We start from the raw sequence: 17180 nt of genomic DNA on the forward strand, positions 1-17180 counted from the left end.
TTCAACGCTTGATCAGGTCCGGTATAGAGGAGGGCGCTGAATTGGTAACCGGAGGAGAAGGGCACCCGGAAGGGCTGGAACAAGGATATTTTGTAAAACCGACCATATTTGCACGGGCTGCGGAAGAGATGACAATCGCAAGAGAGGAAATATTGGTTCGGTTTTATGTATTCTGACCTACCGGACAGAAGATGAAGCCGTTGAAATAGCCAATCGGACGGACTATGGGTTAGGAGCTTATATCAGCTCCGCTAATGTCGAGAAAGCCAATGAGCTTGCTTCCCGTATTGCAGCAGGCGTTATTCTTATTAACGGGGCGGGGGTGGAAATGAAAGCTCCGTTCGGAGGCTTCAAGCAGTCAGGGCTCGGCAGGGAATATGGCGTTTACGGCTTGGAGGAGTGCTTGGAAACGAAAACGATCACAGGCTATGAACCATGATAGATTCGTATGTATTAAGAGCAGGGCGACGCCCTGCTCAACCGCTCCGAATCGTCGGGATGCGGTTACAGCTTAGTAATAAATGCGAAAGTCGTTGTCAGGGACGTATTTAAGCCATTATTGACGATGACTACCCAGTTGTTGCCTTGAGGGAAGCTCAATACGGTGTAAGGGAGACCACGGACATTCGACCAGCCTGCGCTGATGGTTTTTCGGCTGCCGGCGATAAATGTAAATCTAAAGATCGTGTTGGCCGGAACGACCCGCGTAAACTCGAATCTTTCAAATCCATTGCCTAAATCTACGGTGGCACGCGCTCTTTTACGAGAAGCGGCGACACTTTTAACCGTTTGATTTTTTTGGATTTCAAGCTTTTTGCCTGCTACGATCACCGTTTTTTTATTCATCAACCCATCCTCCTTTAATGGTAAATCTAGTAATAAGATATTGAGAGGATGAGAGATTGGATTGGACCATTGTATGGTTAATTTCATTATATTTGAGCGGCTTCAGCTTGGTAGGATAATTAGAACAAGGACACGTCCGTCATATCACCGCCATGACTGGCAGGTACGATTCATGTGCGAGTCTGGCACGGGACATCCGCGGTGAGTATAATTATAGAATGGAGCGGAGGAGTGAGAGGCGATGAAGCTGATGTTAACTTCGGACGGCATTTGCCGTGCCGCGCTGGAGCAAGGACTGGTAAAGCTGCTGGAGGGGGAACTGTCGAACGCGGCGGCCTGCATCCTGACGACAGCTTCGTCGCATAAAGAGCAAAGCAGAGGGGCGGTACAAACCAGAGAGCTGTTCCAAAGGCTGGGCTTCGCCCGGACGGGTTTTATAGATATTGAGTTTGAAGCGGCGGAGAAGCTGAAGGATTACGACGTTATTTATTTGAACGGGGGAAACCCGTTTTATTTGTTATATTGGCTGAGAAGCAGCAGGGCCGTACCCATCCTGAGATAGCTGGCGGAGATGAATAGGGTCATCATCGGTACCAGCGCCGGAGCCATGGTGCTGGGTCCGTCCATTGAACACGTAACGGAGCTGAACCGGATTGCCGGGTACGAGCCGATGGCCGACATGCTGGATGACGACTATCAGGCCGCAGGCTTAACGGATATCACCGTTGTTCCGCATTATAATCGCTTTGCGGATAAGGATGCCGAATTTGAAACCAAGCTTCAAAAGCTTGAAGCGGAAAAGAATCTGGTTTTTCGGCGAATAAAGGACGGGGAAGCCATCCTTCTAGACGGGGAGACGGATACAGCGGTTCATATGCGAGAAAGAAACTGCGAATAGTGGGGATAGATGCGTATAAAGAGACGAGGGGGGCGCTTTACGAGCGGAGGAAGACGGGCGGCGGGTAACGGAAGAAGAACCATTTGTAATACAACTATTGTGTGACGCAAAAAAACACAGACTAGCGGCCGCCGCTGTCTGTGTTTTTATTATAATGCAGCATTATCCGAAGAAGGTTCCGTACAGCAGGTAGACGTTCAAGACGGCTATGACGATGCCTATGATCCAGGCCAGCGTGCTCAGCCATGCTGGGGCTACGAACGGCCCCATTTTCTTTTTGTCGCTCGTAAACATAACAAGAGGAATGACTGCAAAAGATAACTGCAAAGACAAAATAACCTGGCTGAAGATGAGCAAGTCGCCTGTGCCTTTTTCTCCATAGATTCCGATGACGATCACGGCTGGAACGATTGCGATCAGGCGGGTAATCAGGCGCCGAATCCAAGGCTTCAACCGGATATTCAGGAAGCCCTCCATAACAATCTGTCCGGCCAGCGTACCGGTTAACGTAGAATTTTGCCCGGAAGCCAGCAGAGCGACGGCGAATAAAACACTGGCCAAGCCGGTACCCAGAAGCGGAGCAAGCAGCCGGTAGGCGTCCTGAATTTCGGCTACCTCCGTGTGTCCCGTCGAATGGAACGCGGCAGCGGACAAAATCAGGATCGCTGCGTTAACGAATAAGGCCAGCATTAAGGCGATCGTCGAGTCGATAGTAGCGAACTTAATGGCGGACCGCTTGCCTTCCGTCGTTTCCTCAAATCTTCTCGTTTGAACGATGGACGAGTGCAGATATAAGTTGTGCGGCATGACGGTAGCTCCGAGAATCCCAAGTGCGATATACAGCATTTCGGGGTTCTTCACAATTTCCGCGCTTGGAACAAAACCTGTAAAAATCCCTCCGATATCCGGCTTCGAAAGGAACATTTCTAAGCCGAAGCAAAGCGCAATGGTCGCCATCAACGAGATGACGATCGCTTCAATGTAGCGGAAGCCTTTGTTTTGCAGCAGCAGCACAAGCAGAACGTCGATAGAGGTAAGCAGAACGCCGGCCAGAAGCGGGAGGCCGAACAACAGCTGCAGCGCGATGGCGGAGCCGATCACCTCGGCCAAATCGCAGGCGGCTATGGCCAGCTCGCACAGCACCCAGAGAGCGAAGTTTACCGGCTTGCTGAAATGATCCCTGCATGCCTGCGCCAGATCCCGTCCGGTGGCAATGCCGAGCCGGGCGGTCAGAGCTTGAAGCAGAATAGCCATCAAGTTGGAGATCAGAATAACGGAGAGCAGAGAGTAATTAAAAAGCGCGCCGCCTGCAAGATCCGTCGCCCAGTTCCCGGGGTCCATATACCCTACCGCCACGAGGTAGCCTGGTCCTATGAAAGCAAGCAGCTTACGGAAAAAGCCTCCCTTGGCCGGTACCGCCATCGACTTATGCACTTCGGGCAGGCTTGGCGCGTCGCGGTCCTTTCTCCAACCGGAGGAGGCTGCCGACTGTTGTTTTTTGGCCAAATCCATAATAAACCCTTCTTTCTTTAGCAGAATTCATATCTGTTGAAATATTTAAATGGAAAATGTTTTCGGATCATTTGTTTAGCTTGATATTAACTTAGCACAAAAGAATTGCATTCGCAACAAAAAGTTTGCCTAATGCAAAACTTGTGGGAAAGCTTAACATTAGCGTGTTCACAGCAAGGCAGCCATCCGAATTTGCCGAAAATAAATACGGTAACGGCGCATTATGTTATAGTGGTGTTTAAGATAATGCCGGAAGAAATACGCCGGTGGATGCAGAGGAAAAGCAAGTTGAACATTCAAGCTGGGGCAGAAGGAGGCGCGCGATGATTCTCGAAGCCGTTATGCTGCAAGTCAAGGAAGGGTCGGAAAACGATTATGAGGAAAGCTTTCGCAAGGCATCGTCTATCATTTCCTCTATGAACGGGTATATCAGCCACGAGCTGCACAGATGCATGGAAGCGAAGGGGAAATATCTGCTTTTGGTGAAATGGGAAACGCTCGAAGATCATACGGTCGGGTTCCGCGAGTCGACGGAATATCAGGAGTGGAAAAGACTGCTGCATCCGTACTATGATCCGTTTCCGACCGTCGAGCACTTTGAACGCGTAGATATCTTTCGGGCGTAACAAACGGAGAATGAGGGCCAAGCCGGGAGCGGAAAAAGCCGAGCCTCCGGTCAAGCTGTCCATACCCGAAACGTAACCTTGGAATAGTATGTATGGATTGTACTACCGTGGGAACGGAAATGGAGGGCGGCGCTATGAGAAATGCACGATCGGCCAGGGTGGAAAACCAGGTCTACTCCAATCGTGTCGCGAGGTCGGAGTTCGATGGAAACTGGAGCACGTCTATAACTAGAAGCGGATACGTTATCTATACAGCTACCCGCAATCGCGCAAGAGTAACGGTGCTGTTGAATAACGGCCAAAGCAAGCTGCTTATTTTTAACAAAGGCGGAAGAGTGCTTGTCGGCTCCGGCGGGGTCAGCCACTACAGCAAGCCTCATATTGCAAGAGACCTTTAACCTGCCGGGATAGGTTAATTTGCATCTGTTGGATGGGGCTGCTCGTGCCGGATGATACGAACTTATATATACAGATGCAGGCTGCCGGAAGCGTTCGGCAGTTTTTTGCTGTGCACAGAAGTGAGGAGAAGTTATTGTAAGGAGACAGACATGTTTTACCCTTTGCTCCTAACATGTTCTGAATCAAACCTAGGGAGGTTAGGTCTTTGTACAAATGTTCCATCGTTCGGCTGGAAGGAATTGATGACAGGCTGTCCTGCTTGCTTGAACAAAGCAAAGCGGAGGGGCATCGTCATCTGCAAAGGCTGGTGGACGAATACCAGTCGGGAGGCAACCGGTTTGACCGGCCGGGAGAGCTGCTGCTGGCTGCGGTAGACGAAGACCGGATGATCGGGGTTTGCGGCTTGAACAGAAATCCGTATGGAGAACGCCAGGATATTGGGAGAGTTCGAAGGCTGTACATATTGCAGGCATACAGAAGACAAGGAGTCGCCAGGCATTTAATGGAAGCTGTTGTAGACGAAGCGAAAAAGCATTACTCCGCATTGGTGCTGTTCACCGATCAGCCTGCCGCGGATGTATTTTACAGAAGCATCGGTTTTTCCGCAGGCGCTTCGTTTGAGAAGGCAACCCATTACCTGGAGTGGGGAAGGAAGTAGAATAGCTGGGCGCTGCCGTCTTCTTTCCCAATATTTACAGCGCAGTACAAGGAAATCGGTGTCCGGCTGCAGAATGGTATGAAGAGGGAGTGCAATGGAGTGCTAATCAAATTCAATAAGGCGGTGGCTGTAGTATGTCAGGCAGGAAGCAAGAGGGGATTGATCGTTACGCATTAGTTCACAGGCATCATCCGACGTACCGGCAGGCGGACCTGTTCGCTCCGTTTGCCGTAGGCAATGGAGAATTCGCTTTCACCGCCGATATAACGGGATTGCAAAGCTTTCCCGAGAACTATGACGTGCCTCTCGGCACGCAGTCTCAATGGGGCTGGCACAGCTCGGAGGGGAACAACCGGTATCAACGCTCGGATCTTCGTCCCCAGATGTACGATACTTACGGACGCGAGGTAGGGTATTACGTGGACGGCAAGGAGCAGGAGCAGGCGTTTCACTGGCTGAGACAAAATCCGCACCGGCTGCAGCTGGCGCAGATCGGCATGCGGCTTCTGAATTCCGACGGCCGTATGGTCAGCCTCGGAGAGCTGACGCAGATCGAGCAGACGCTCGACCTGTGGCAGGGTATGCTGACGAGCCGTTTTATGGCTGGAGACGTTCCCGTGACGGTGCAAACTTGCTGCCATCCGTCTTCGGACCAGCTGAGCTTTAGGATCGAGTCGGCGCTGCTGACGCAGGGACGGCTGGAAATTGCCATAGGCTTTCCGTCGCCGACGCAGGATGCCGAAGCATGGGCCGATGACGTCGGTCTCAACTGGAACCGGGAGGAGGATCATGAGAGCGAATTGACGCAGACCGGCGGCACGGAAGCCGTCTTTATCCGCACGATGGATGAAGACGGTTACAAGGTAGCCGCCTCCTGGTCTCTCCGGCAGCATCGTACGCGACGGCAGGCACCGGTTCCGCATCGTTCCAGCGGCCGGAACCGGGGAAGCGGCGTTTGAAGGCACCTTTGCCTTCAGTCCGCTGGAGGAGTCCCCGGAGCCGGTTTCTTTTGCCGGGACGGCCGAGGCGAGCCGGAAGCATTGGGCTGCGTTCTGGACGCAGGGCGGAGCGATCGACCTGTCGCAAAGCAGCGACCCTAGAGCGCTGGAGCTGGAGCGCAGAATCGTGCTGTCGCAATTTTTGACGGCTATCCACTGCGCCGGCTCGCTCCCTCCGCAGGAGACGGGATTGCTGTATAACAGCTGGTACGGGAAGTTTCACCTGGAAATGCACTGGTGGCACGCCGTCCATTTCGCGCTGTGGGACAGGACGCCGCTGCTGCGCAAAAGCCTTGGCTTCTACAACCGCATTTTACCGGCGGCTAGAGCGCTGGCCCGCGAGCAGGGCTATGCTGGAGCCCGCTGGCCGAAGATGGTCGGCCCGGAGGGCAGCGACAGCCCGTCGCCGATCGGGCCGCTGCTGATCTGGCAGCAGCCGCATCCGATCGTCTATGCGGAGCTGTGCTATTTGGCGGAGCCTACGGCGCAGACGCTGGAAGCCTTCCGCGACGTCGTTATGGAAACGGCGGCGTTTATGGCGTCCTTTGCCGTATGGGAGGAAGCGGGACAGCGCTACGTGCTGGGCCCTCCGGTCATTCCGGCGCAGGAGGAGCATAAGGCGGAAGCTACGCTGAATCCCACCTTTGAGCTGGAGTACTGGCGGCACGGTCTGGAGCTGGCTCAGTCGTGGAGACAGCGTCTCGGAATGGAGCCTGATCCGGACTGGCAGCATGTGCTCGACCATTTGTCCGCGCTTCCGGCTGCCGATGGCGTCTACCTGGCGCATGAGCGCTGCCCCGATACGTTCAGCCGGGTGAATACGGATCATCCGTCGATGCTTGGCGCGCTCGGCATTTTGCCGGGCAAGCTGGCCGATCCGGAGACGATGCGGCGCACGCTGTATAAAGTCCGCGACGAATGGGACTGGCCGACGTCCTGGGGCTGGGATTTCCCGATGGCTGCGATGACGGCGGCGCGTCTCGGCGAAGGCCGCCTGGCCGTGGATCTGCTGCTATTCGATACGAAGAAGAATACTTATCTGCCGAACGGGCATAACGACCAGCGCGCGGGGCTCAGCGCCTATTTGCCCGGCAACGGCGGCCTGCTCTCGGCGGTTGCCGTCATGGCCTGCGGCTGGCAGGGCTCCGGCGAGACCGACGCGCCGGGCTTCCCGAAGGACGGCTCCTGGATTGTCCGCTGGGAAGGGCTGAATCCTTGGCTGTAGAGTCTTGCGGCCGCGGGAGGCGGCCGGCGCGTTAAGCTGAAGCTATCCGGAGAGGCGGCTCTCCGGATAGCTTTTTTGGCGTAGTGGTGGCACCATGCCACTATATAGGGCTGAAGGAAGCCGCCGGCCAAGCCGATGGCTAGCTTTGGCGCAAGCAAGGCATGGGCTTTTCGGGCACAAATGCGCAGCGGCTTTTAAAAGAACAAGCCGGGCAACTGCCCGCGCGGGCAAGGAGAAGGAACGGCCCCGCTTGAGCAGGAGAGCCGCTTTATTGTACAGAGCGAAAAATCGGTTATAATGTTCATGTACAATAAATAAGAAAGTGGGAACAGGTTATGGGGCGTAAGTGGAACAATATTAAGGAGAAAAAAGCCTCGAAGGATGTAAACACGAGTCGAATTTATGCGAAATTCGGACTCGAGATTTATGTAGCGGCTAGAAAGGGGGAGCCGGATCCCGAATCGAACCGCGCTTTAAGAGTCGTATTGGAGCGGGCTAAAACGTACAACGTGCCTAAAGCGATTATCGACCGTGCTATCGATAAGGCGAAGGGCAGCTCGGAAGAAACGTATGAGGAGCTTCGTTACGAAGGCTTCGGACCCGGCGGTTCTATGATTATTGTCGACGCGCTTACCAACAACGTGAACCGTACGGCCTCGTCCGTGCGCGCGGCTTTTAGCAAAAACGGCGGCAACATGGGAGTCAGCGGCTCGGTAGCGTATATGTTTGACGCAACGGCCATTATCGGTCTGTCCGGCAAAACGCTGGATGAAGTCATTGAGATTCTGCTCGAAGCCGATGTGGATGTGCGCGACGTTCTGGAAGAGGACGAGTCTATTGTCGTCTATGCCGATCCGGAGCAGTTCCATGCTGTGCAGGAAGCGTTCAAGAATGCGGGAATCACAGAATTTACCGTGGCCGAGCTCACGATGCTTGCCCAAAACTATGTAACGATTCCGGAAGAGGTCCAGGCTCAATTCGAGAAATTGCTGGATGCGTTGGAAGATCTTGAAGATGTGCAGCAGGTTTATACGAATGTAGACGGCTATTGATCTTCATAATGATCTTCGTATAAGGGATACCGCTATTTTCATGTATTGTGGAAAGGCTCCGGATCAGGAGCTTTTCTTTACATTACAATGGTGCAGGATGGAAAGGAATGGGGGAGGCTGGTTTATCCTCTAGACCGTGAAAATTGTAAGCGCATTCAAAAAAAAGGATTCCTGATAATAAGTGAGCTGAGCCGGGCAATTATCCGGAGTCCTGTGGCACGTTGATGCTGAGTGTGAAGAATCTTACAGTTCTATCGGCAAAATATCAAAAAACAGGCAACACTGCCGGTCCATAATACCGGTGGGGTGGCCTGTTTGATTTTTGGATTGGAGGTTGAGCTCAACTGATGGCGAAAGACTTACTTTTTCTCGCTTCACCATGACATATTAAATTTGGGCAAAATCTCCGCTGAATGGCAGCAGAAAAGCTTGTCATTTTTTGTGCTTGACGATAGGGAGGTTCATTGAGCTGGCAATATCGACAGCGTACAAGTGGGCAAAGCGCTTGCTTTAGGACGCAAATAAATCGATTTATGCTGCAATCGAAGGATAACAATACTTAGACTTGCATGATGGGACCACATGGGCACTGGCGGGTATGCCGCCGCAGATCAAATAAAGGAGGACTTTTATATTAGTAGTTTAATCTCATACGCCAATTGTGAAGCCGTGGTTCTAGTCTGTTGTAAAAAAAACCTATTTCAACAGGAATTTACAATCTGATGTCGAATATTTGGCAAATAGAAATCCGCAGCGTCAGGGCAGCTTGGCGCTCTTGTTTTTGAATGAATCGGGATGGGGTGAAGGAGTTTGAATAAAAGAATATCGCTAGTATTGGTTCTTGCGCTTGTGTTTTCCTTGATTCAGCCGGTGTGGAGCATGCGGCTGGCTCTGGCCAGCGGGGATATGGTCAAGCCTGCCGACAAGGATGTGTATTTTGACAATGACGGTTCGCACGTGTCGGGTGAGGACATCGGTGCTTTGATTGGAGGCGGACCACTTTATGTCAACTTTGTCGGCCCTGACTCCGAGTATGGTAATCAGAGAACGATGATAAATTTTGCTGATTTGGATTCAGATCTGCCAACGACCATTTCTTCGGTGACGATGAGGCTATTTATTCCATATGTTTTTGTCCACACCAATGCTCCATATGACGCCGTGGTTACGGTGAATGCGTCAAATATTACGAACTGGGAAGCAGACTCAGTAAGTGACTTCCCTGCAGACAATAACGATCCTCTTCTCGACCACTTGCAAAATATCAGAGTAGCAACGAAAAAAAATAACGGTATGAACAACGAAGATACGGTTGATCCGGGCAACGTGGATACGACGTCAACTGGCTGTACCCCTATTCCGGGTGTATTGTTGGGATGTTTGAACTTGGACGTAACGGACTATGTGAAGAACAAGATTTCCGGAGGGGCTGCGGATATCACTTTCTTGCTGTCCGGTGCCACTCTTCAGACAACATCGGCCTACTTTACGATTTATCCTAATGAAAATGAGACATATAGGCCGCAGCTGATTTTTGCCGGAGAAACGGCTCCTGTTCCAGCACAGACCGCAGAAGCAGGAGCGCAGACGCTGACGCCAGTCGCGGGAGCGGACAATACCGTGACGCTGACGGTAAAGGATTCACAGGGGAATGTGGATACCAGCTTTACCGGATCGCACAGCGTAACGATTAGCGGCGTGGAACCGTCGCCGAACGGAACATACGGCAGCTTCGCAGGGACAGCGCTGGATGCGTCTGCGGCGGGAGGAGGGCAGGCGATCGGCGTGACGTTTACTGACGGGGTAGCAACAGCAGCGCTGGCGCTGCATCAAGCGGAAGCGCAGACGATAGGCTTTAGCATAGCAGGCGTGGCGACGCCAGCGACGAACAGCCTGACGATTACACCAAAGGCAGAAGCGTTGGCTGCGCTCACGCTGTCACAAGATATAACGGCGCCGCCAGTAAATGGCGGGACGTTTGCACAGCAGCCGGTCGTGAAGCTCGTGGATGCCTACGGCAACTTGGTCAGTACGGACAGCAGCACGCAGGTGACGGCCTCGAAGAAGGATGCGGGCAGCTGGACGCTGACAGGAACGGCGACCGTGACGGCGAATGCCGGAGTGGCGACGTTCAGCGGCCTGGGTGCAGCGAATGCGGCAGAGGTAAGCGGAGCGCAGCTGGCGTTCCATGCGGGAGCCTTGCCGGAGATTACGTCGACGGCAGTGATGCTGCCGGCCCCTGCCTCGGCACAGACCGCAGAAGCGGGAGCGCAGACGTTGACGCCGGTCGCGGGAGCGGACAACACAGTAACGCTGACGGTAAAGGATTCGCTGGGGAATGTAGATACGAGTTTTACCGGAACGCACAGCGTAACGATTAACGGTGCGGAACCGGCACCGAACGGAACGTACGGCACTTTTGCAGGAACAGCGCTGGATGCGTCCGCGGCGGGAGCGGGTCAGTCGATCGACGTGACCTTCACCAACGGGGTAGCAACAGCAGCGCTGGCGCTGCATCAAGCGGAAGCGCAGACGATAGGCTTTAGCATAGCAGGCGTGGCAACGCCAGCGACGAACAGCCTGACGATTACACCGAAGGCAGGAGCGTTGGCTGCGCTCACGCTGTCACAAGATATAACGGCGCCGTCAGTGAACGGCGGAACGTTTGCGCAGCAGCCGGTGGTGAAGCTGGTGGATGCCTACGGCAACTTGGTCAGCACGGACAGCAGCACGCAGGTGACGGCCTCGAAGAAGGATGCGGGCAGCTGGACGCTGACAGGAACGGCGACCGTGACGGCGAATGCCGGAGTGGCGACGTTCAGCGGCCTGGGTGCAGCGAATGCGGCAGAGGTAAGCGGAGCGCAGCTGGCGTTCCATGCGGGAGCCTTGCCGGAGATTACGTCGACGGCAGTGATGCTGCCGGCCCCTGCCTCGGCGCAGACCGCAGAAGCGGGAGCGCAGACGTTGACGCCGGAAGCGGGGGCGGACAACACAGTAACGCTGACGGTAAAGGATTCGCTGGGGAATGTAGATACGAGCTTTGCCGGATCGCACAGCGTAACGATTAACGGTGCGGAACCGGCACCGAACGGAACGTACGGCACCTTTGCAGAAACAGCGCTGGATGCGTCCGCGGCAGGTGGAGGTCAGGCGATTAGCGCAACGTTCGCCAACGGGGTAGCAACAGCAGCGCTGGCGCTGAACAAAGCGGAATCGCAGACGATAGGTTTTAGCATAGCGGGCGTGGCAACGCCAGCGACGAACAGCCTGACGATCGCGCCGAAGGCAGGAGCGTTGGCTGCGCTCACGCTGTCGCAGGACGTGACGGCGCCGCCAGTAAACGGCGGGGTATTTGCGCAGCAGCCGGTGGTGAAGCTGGTGGATGCCTACGGCAACTTGGTCAGCACGGACAGCAGCACGCAGGTGACGGCCTCGAAGAAGGATGCGGGCAGCTGGACGCTGACAGGAACGGCGACCGTGACGGCGAATGCCGGAGTGGCGACGTTCAGCGGCCTGGGTGCAGCGAATGCGGCAGAGGTAAGCGGAGCGCAGCTGGCGTTCCATGCGGGAGCCTTGCCGGAGATTACGTCGACGGCAGTGATGCTGCCGGCCCCTGCCTCGGCGCAGACCGCAGAAGCGGGAGCGCAGACGTTGACGCCGGAAGCGGGAGCGGACAACACAGTAACGCTGACGGTAAAGGATTCGCTGGGGAATGTAGATACGAGCTTTACCGGAACGCACAGCGTAACGATTAACGGTGCGGCACCGAACGGAACGTACGGCACCTTTGCAGGAACAGCGCTGGATGCGTCCGCGGCGGGAGCGGGCCAGTCGATCGACGTGACCTTCACCAACGGGGCAGCAACAGCAGCGCTGGCGCTGAACAAAGCGGAATCGCAGACGATAGGTTTTAGCATAGCGGGCGTGGCAACGCCAGCGACGAACAGCCTGACGATCGCGCCGAAGGCAGGAGCGTTGGCTGCGCTCACGCTGTCACAAGATGTGACGGCGCCGCCAGTAAATGGCGGGGCATTTGCACAGCAGCCGGTGGTGAAGCTGGTGGATGCCTACGGCAACTTGGTCAGTACGGACAGCAGCACGCAGGTGACGGTCTCGAGGAAGGATGCAGGCAGCTGGACGCTGACAGGAAAGGCAACCGTGACGGCGAATGCCGGAGTAGCGACATTCAGCGGCTTAGGTGCAGTAAATGCTGTAGAGGTAAGCGGAGCGCAGCTGGCGTTTCATGCAGGGGGATTGCAGGAGATTACGTCCTCTAAGCTCATGCTGTTGTGGCCTGATCCTACCGCACCTGTCCTTACCCTGCTGGAGGTAAAGGATCAGTCCGTTACTATAGGATGGGAGCCCGTTTATGGTTCCGTAACCTACTCTGTATACCAAAGAACAGGTAACGAAATTTATATTGATCCAACAATGACTGTAGCTGGCAGTGTGTACAATGCGACGATTACGGGATTGATCAATGGCATCACGTATTCCTTTGTAATCAAAGCGTCGCATCCAGGCGGAGCAAGCGGATTTTCCAATGAAGTAAGCGCAACACCGAGTACGGTGCCAGCCTCGCCGACGAATGTGACGGCAGTTGCAGGAAATGGACAAGCAACGATAAGTTTTACGATACCAGCTGACGATGGCGGAAGTCCGATTACTGCGTATGAAGTGACAGCCTCACCAGGAAATGTGGTTATAACCGGAACGTCCAGCCCGATAACGGTTACCGGCTTGACGAATGGAACAAGTTATACCTTTACGGTCAAGGCCGTCAACGGTGCGGGAAGCAGCGCATCTTCTGCCGAATCCAACGTTGTTCGTCCTGTCGCCCCTTCGCGAAACAACCATAACAGCAGTCCATCCTCTCCGTCTACGCCTTCGTCGCAAACAGACACGCCTTCTCAAACGGAAACGACGGATGTCGGTGTTAATGTGTTTGTGAACGGCAAGGTTGAGAATGCGGGAACGGCGACAATCTCGCAAAAGGATAACCAGACGGTGACGACAATTGCGGTCGATCAGAAAAAACTAGACGACAAGCTGGCGGCGGAAGGTCAAGGCGCACTCGTGACGATTCCGCTTAACACCAAGTCCGATGTCGTGGTCGGAGAATTAACCGGTCAAATGGTGAAAAATATGGAAGACAAGCAGGCAGTGCTCCAGATTAAAACCGATCAAGCCTCCTATACGCTTCCGGCAAACCAAATCAACATCGGTTCCGTGTCCGCTCAAATCGGCACATCTGTTGCATTGTCGGATATCAAGGTGCAAATTGAAATTGCCGCGCCGGCAGCCGATACGGTGAAAGTCGTTGAAAATGCCGCGAAGCAAGGCACATTCACGCTTGTTGTCCCTCCGGTTGAATTTACGGTGAGAGCCGTACATGGGGATAAGACTATCGAAGTAACAAAGTTCAATGCATATGTGGAGCGAACCATTGCAATTCCTGATGGCGTCGATCCAAGTAAAATTACGACAGGGGTTGTCGTCGATCCGGACGGAACGGTTCGCCACGTGCCGACCAAAGTTGTTCAGATGGAAGGCAAGTATTATGCAGTCATCAACAGCTTGACCAACAGTACCTACTCGGTTGTATGGCATCCGATTACATTCAGTGATGTGGCTAACCATTGGTCCAAGGACGCCGTCAACGATATGGGCTCACGGATGGTCATCAACGGAACGGGTGAAGACACGTTCAGTCCTGATCGGGATATTACCCGCGCCGAGTTTGCAGCTATCATAGTTCGCGGACTGGGACTCCGGCTGGAGAAGGGGGTGGCGCCATTCTCGGATGTGAAGGAATCCGACTGGTACAGCGGCGCCATTAAAACGGCCTATGAATATCATCTGATCAATGGTTTTGAAGACGGCACTTTCCATCCGATGGATAATATTACGCGTGAACAGGCGATGGTTATCCTTTCCGAAGCCATGAGACTTACAGAACTGAAAGCCAAGCTCGAGCCCAAAGCGGCAGAAGAAACATTGCGTGCATTTACTGATGACTCATCAGCATCCCCTTGGGCTGCAGACGGTATTGCCGATAGTGTGGAAGCGGGAATCGTCTCAGGAAGAGAAGGCATGCAGTTGGCGCCAAAAGCGTTTATCACGAGAGCTGAGGTAGCGGCAATGATCAAACGGCTGCTTCAGAATTCGGGTTTGATTTAGCTTTGGCCTAACAGAAGAAGGATGTGAGAAGAGGATGTTCCCGAAAAGCCATCGTTGCCGGCAGCGGGCATCTTCTTCTTTTTTCGAGTCCCCCTTTCCCCATCAAGAGCATGACAGAAGCAGTAAAAATCATTTTCATACATTAATTGACAATATTCGGTCTTTCGAGCAATATAAAAGTTAGGAATTTGGAATTATATGGTGCTGCCATCCCCAGAAAAATCTTGAGAAAAAGAGGGAATCGTATGCTTTGCTTTGCACAGGCAGCTGCGGATGACGAACTGTTTTTGTACGAACTGTACTCCGAAACGAGGCGGAATGAGCTGAGTGCGCTGGGCTGGGATGATTCCCAGATGAATGCTTTTCTGCGCATGCAGTTCGATGCCCAAAGACATTCCTACCGGGCTCACTATCCAAACCTGTTACAGCGTATTATTTTTAAAAACGAGGAGCGAGTCGGACAAATTTCTAGCGCTGTCACAGAGCAATCGGTTGTGCTGGTAGACATCGCGATCTTACCGGTTTACCGTAATCTAGGCATCGGCACCCGGCTGCTGACCGAGCTAAAAGAAACGGCTAGGCAGCAAGGGAAAAGTGTGCGGCTGCATGTGCTTCAGCATAATCCGGCTCAGCGGCTTTATGCCCGTCTAGGTTTCGGCGTCACGGGAGAGCAATTTCCGTACGTTGCTATGGAATGGAATGAATCTTAATATACAGATTCTCCAGATAACTTCGCTGAGGAAGGAGAAGCATCGAATGAAATCATTTTCAGAAGCAGCACCTTTGCAAGGCAGCAGCTTTCAGGTTGCGTCTGTGCAGGGGGAGCCTCTGACTTTGAAATTGACGCAAGTACAGGACAAGGGAAGCAACGAAATCGTCGAACAATTTTCACTGTTATTGAGGGGGCCGTTGAACGCGCCCTTGGAGCAGGGTCTCTACCGACTTCAGCACGAGATATTGGGGACGGTCGATTGGATGATCGTTCCGGTTGCCAAAGACGCTGAAGGTTATTTGTACGAAGCGGTGTTCAATCTGCTGAAAAATGAGCAATCATAGGCGAATGATTATTATAATTTCGAAGGGAGCTGCTATATGAGCGATCAATATGTAGGTGAAATTCGGATGTTTAGCGGGACATATGCTCCGATTGGCTGGTTGTTGTGCAACGGACAACTGCTCAATATCAGTCAATATGAAGCGTTGTATACGTTGATTGGCACTACATACGGCGGAGACGGCCGTTCGACCTTTGCCGTGCCGGATTTGCGGGGACGTGTTCCGATTCATATGGGAAGCGGCTATACGCTCGGTCAAATGGCGGGAACGGAGAAAGTGACGCTGACGGCGTCCCAAATGCCGGCGCATACTCATATTCCGAATGCTTCGAACGTGGCCGCGACGAGTATCAGCCCGGCCAATGCATTTTGGGCGACAAGCTCGGCAAGCAATGTGACCCCTTATTCCACAACTGCGCCGAATACGACGATGAACCCGGCGATGATCAGTTCGGTTGGCGGCAATCAGTCGCATGACAACATCATGCCTTTTCTGACCGTATCGTTCATTATTGCAACTGAAGGGGTATTCCCAAGTCAATCATAGGAGATCAGGGAGGAATAATCATGGAACCGTTTTTGGCTGAAATTCGGGCATTTTCTTTTAACTTCGCTCCGCGCGGCTGGGCGATGTGCAATGGGCAGCTGCTGCCGATTCAACAAAACACGGCTTTGTACTCTTTGCTTGGCACGACCTACGGTGGGGACGGAAGAACGACTTTCGCGCTGCCGAATCTTCAAGGAAGAGTGGCAATACACCGCAGCAGCACCATTCACTACGGTACGTCAGCCGGAGAATCAGCGCATACGCTGACCGTCAATGAAATGCCGATGCATACGCACCAGGCGAGCGGCGGCAGTGATCCGGCTACGGCATCCAAACCTACGGGAGCTGCATGGGGGACTAACGCCAGCGGGTACAACTTGTACCAAAGCGCAGCCAATGTGACCATGAGCGGCGATTCGCTTGCTCTGGCCGGAAGCAGTCAAGCTCATGAAAATATGCAGCCGTACACTGTTTTGAATTACTGTATTGCTATTCAGGGCATTTTCCCGCCCAGATCTTAAATCAAGGAGGAACGGAGCATATGGATCCTTATCTCGGAGAAATTCGGATTTTTGCAGGCAACTATGCACCTAGCGGCTGGGCATTATGTGACGGTACCTTACTGAGTGTTGCACAAAATTCGGCACTTTACAGCATTATCGGTGCACTTTACGGAGGGGATGGCAGAACGACCTTTGCGCTTCCGAATTTCCAGGTATGCGCGCCTGTTCACCAAGGTACCGGGCCTGGTTTGACTCCCCGCACGGTGGGAGAGGTTGGAGGTTCGTCCGCGATAACCTTGGACGAAACGCAAATCCCGAATCACACGCATGGAGTAAACGCACAGCTGTCACCGACAGGTTCAGCGCCTACGGGAGCAGTTTGGGCCAGCTCGGCGGCGTCACGCGGCCCTCAGATTTATTCGTCGAACATCGACACACCGATGAGCCCATTAGCATTGGGAGTTACCGGCGGCAGCAATCCCCACAACAATATGCAGCCGTTCTTGGCAATGAACTTTATCATTTCGCTAGAAGGCAACTATCCGCCGAAGCCATAAATTAATCAGTATGAAGCCACATGCATCGTGTCCGATAATTTGAAAAAACGTTAAAAAACATCGCTATCAAGAGAGAGCGATGTTTTTTAACATTTATGATATTCGACGAAGTGAGTGCCTTTTT

Annotated in this window: 16 protein-coding genes and 1 pseudogene; 15 read left to right on the top strand and 2 right to left on the bottom strand. The window is 53.4% G+C overall.

Features of this window, described 5'->3' with window-relative positions; all coding sequences use genetic code 11:
* Positions 1–8: 8 nt before the first annotated feature.
* Both ACHHV8_RS03050 and ACHHV8_RS03055 read left to right on the top strand, forming a co-directional pair.
* Positions 9–176 (top strand): aldehyde dehydrogenase family protein, encoded by a 168-nt coding sequence (locus ACHHV8_RS03050; protein ID WP_395156637.1) that lies wholly within the window; start codon positions 9–11, stop codon positions 174–176.
* Positions 177–205: 29 nt separating this feature from the next.
* Positions 206–439, top strand: coding sequence for an aldehyde dehydrogenase family protein (locus ACHHV8_RS03055; RefSeq protein WP_395163409.1), 234 nt, complete (start codon positions 206–208; stop codon positions 437–439).
* A 65-nt stretch (positions 440–504) separates the two neighbouring features.
* On the opposite strand, the gene ACHHV8_RS03060 is transcribed toward ACHHV8_RS03055, so the two are convergent.
* Positions 505–846, bottom strand: a complete 342-nt coding sequence (locus ACHHV8_RS03060) for a hypothetical protein (RefSeq protein WP_395156639.1) — start codon at positions 844–846, stop codon at positions 505–507.
* A gap of 250 nt (positions 847–1096) precedes the next feature.
* Here ACHHV8_RS03060 and ACHHV8_RS03065 point away from each other — a divergent pair.
* Positions 1097–1744, top strand: a pseudogene (locus tag ACHHV8_RS03065) (Type 1 glutamine amidotransferase-like domain-containing protein).
* Positions 1745–1906: 162 nt separating this feature from the next.
* Here ACHHV8_RS03065 and ACHHV8_RS03070 read toward each other — a convergent pair.
* On the bottom strand, positions 1907–3256 hold the full coding sequence (locus ACHHV8_RS03070) for an Nramp family divalent metal transporter (RefSeq protein ID WP_395156641.1): 1350 nt from the start codon (positions 3254–3256) through the stop codon (positions 1907–1909).
* Positions 3257–3579: 323 nt separating this feature from the next.
* Here ACHHV8_RS03070 and ACHHV8_RS03075 point away from each other — a divergent pair, with 323 nt between their 5' ends.
* The 12 genes from ACHHV8_RS03075 (at position 3580) to ACHHV8_RS03130 (ending at position 17056) form a co-directional block, all read left to right on the top strand.
* Entirely contained in the window at positions 3580–3882 is a 303-nt protein-coding gene (locus ACHHV8_RS03075; protein WP_395156643.1) for an antibiotic biosynthesis monooxygenase family protein, read from the top strand.
* A gap of 134 nt (positions 3883–4016) precedes the next feature.
* The gene (locus ACHHV8_RS03080) at positions 4017–4280 is read left to right on the top strand and encodes a hypothetical protein (RefSeq protein WP_395156645.1); all 264 of its coding nucleotides are present in this window, start codon (positions 4017–4019) and stop codon (positions 4278–4280) included.
* 206 nt (positions 4281–4486) lie between these two features.
* Positions 4487–4939 carry a GNAT family N-acetyltransferase gene (locus tag ACHHV8_RS03085; protein WP_395156647.1) on the top strand — a complete coding sequence of 151 codons (453 nt, stop codon included), beginning with the start codon at positions 4487–4489 and terminating at the stop codon, positions 4937–4939.
* Positions 4940–5073: 134 nt separating this feature from the next.
* A complete protein-coding gene (locus ACHHV8_RS03090) occupies positions 5074–5898 on the top strand; it encodes a hypothetical protein (protein WP_395156649.1) in 825 nt (274 codons plus the stop codon).
* Between the two features lie 166 nt (positions 5899–6064).
* Complete coding sequence (locus tag ACHHV8_RS03095) at positions 6065–7162, top strand: hypothetical protein (protein WP_395156651.1); 1098 nt, start codon at positions 6065–6067, stop codon at positions 7160–7162.
* A gap of 335 nt (positions 7163–7497) precedes the next feature.
* Positions 7498–8214 (top strand): YebC/PmpR family DNA-binding transcriptional regulator, encoded by a 717-nt coding sequence (locus tag ACHHV8_RS03100; protein WP_395156653.1) that lies wholly within the window; start codon positions 7498–7500, stop codon positions 8212–8214.
* 810 nt (positions 8215–9024) lie between these two features.
* Positions 9025–14394 (top strand): S-layer homology domain-containing protein, encoded by a 5370-nt coding sequence (locus ACHHV8_RS03105; RefSeq protein WP_395156655.1) that lies wholly within the window; start codon positions 9025–9027, stop codon positions 14392–14394.
* A gap of 245 nt (positions 14395–14639) precedes the next feature.
* A complete protein-coding gene (locus tag ACHHV8_RS03110; protein WP_395156657.1) occupies positions 14640–15104 on the top strand; it encodes a GNAT family N-acetyltransferase in 465 nt (154 codons plus the stop codon).
* Positions 15105–15150: 46 nt separating this feature from the next.
* The gene (locus ACHHV8_RS03115) at positions 15151–15450 is read left to right on the top strand and encodes a DUF6916 family protein (protein ID WP_395156659.1); all 300 of its coding nucleotides are present in this window, start codon (positions 15151–15153) and stop codon (positions 15448–15450) included.
* Positions 15451–15486: 36 nt separating this feature from the next.
* On the top strand, positions 15487–15996 hold the full coding sequence (locus tag ACHHV8_RS03120) for a phage tail protein (protein ID WP_395156661.1): 510 nt from the start codon (positions 15487–15489) through the stop codon (positions 15994–15996).
* 20 nt (positions 15997–16016) lie between these two features.
* Positions 16017–16517, top strand: a complete 501-nt coding sequence (locus ACHHV8_RS03125) for a phage tail protein (RefSeq protein ID WP_395156663.1) — start codon at positions 16017–16019, stop codon at positions 16515–16517.
* A gap of 20 nt (positions 16518–16537) precedes the next feature.
* Entirely contained in the window at positions 16538–17056 is a 519-nt protein-coding gene (locus ACHHV8_RS03130) for a phage tail protein (RefSeq protein ID WP_395156665.1), read from the top strand.
* Positions 17057–17180 lie beyond the last annotated feature (124 nt).

It is taken from the genome of Paenibacillus sp. TAB_01 (genome assembly GCF_043945595.1).
Classification (GTDB): domain Bacteria; phylum Bacillota; class Bacilli; order Paenibacillales; family NBRC-103111; genus Paenibacillus_S.